Below are 692 nucleotides of genomic sequence, written 5' to 3'. Positions count from 1 at the left end.
AGAGCGTTCTAAGGGCGTTGAAGCTAGACCGCAAGGACTGGTGGAGCGCTTAGAAGTGAGAATGCCGGTATGAGTAGCGAAAGATGGGTGAGAATCCCATCCACCGAATGCCTAAGGTTTCCTGAGGAAGGCTCGTCCGCTCAGGGTTAGTCGGGACCTAAGCCGAGGCTGAAAAGCGTAGGCGATGGACAACAGGTTGATATTCCTGTACCACCAAACTCCGTTTGAGCAATGGGGGGACGCAGGAGGATAGGGTAAGCGCACTGCTGGATATGTGCGTCTAAGCAGTTAGGCTGCAAGCGAGGAAAATCCCGTTTGCGTGAAGGCTGAGCTGTGACAGCGAGGGAAATATAGTACCGAAGTTCCTGATTCCACACTGCCAAGAAAAGCCTCTAGTGAGGATAAGGTGCCCGTACCGCAAACCGACACAGGTAGGCGAGGAGAGAATCCTAAGGTGAGCGAGAGAACTCTCGTTAAGGAACTCGGCAAAATGACCCCGTAACTTCGGGAGAAGGGGTGCTTTTTAGGGTGAATAGCCCTGAAAAGCCGCAGTGAATAGGCCCAGGCGACTGTTTAGCAAAAACACAGGTCTCTGCGAAGCCGCAAGGCGAAGTATAGGGGCTGACGCCTGCCCGGTGCTGGAAGGTTAAGAGGAGGGGTTAGCTTACGCGAAGCTCTGAATTGAAGCCCCA

The 692-nt window shown here is 53.6% G+C and carries 1 rRNA gene; it reads left to right on the top strand.

The features are described 5' to 3' along the window. Positions 1–692, top strand: a 23S ribosomal RNA gene (locus AN959_RS20475); the annotation flags it as partial.

Origin of the sequence: Psychrobacillus sp. FJAT-21963 (assembly GCF_001420585.1) — a bacterium.
In the GTDB taxonomy this organism is placed as follows: domain Bacteria; phylum Bacillota; class Bacilli; order Bacillales_A; family Planococcaceae; genus Psychrobacillus.
The sequence above is the reverse complement of the archived record's forward strand: the minus strand, read 5'-3'. Positions and strand labels throughout refer to the sequence as shown.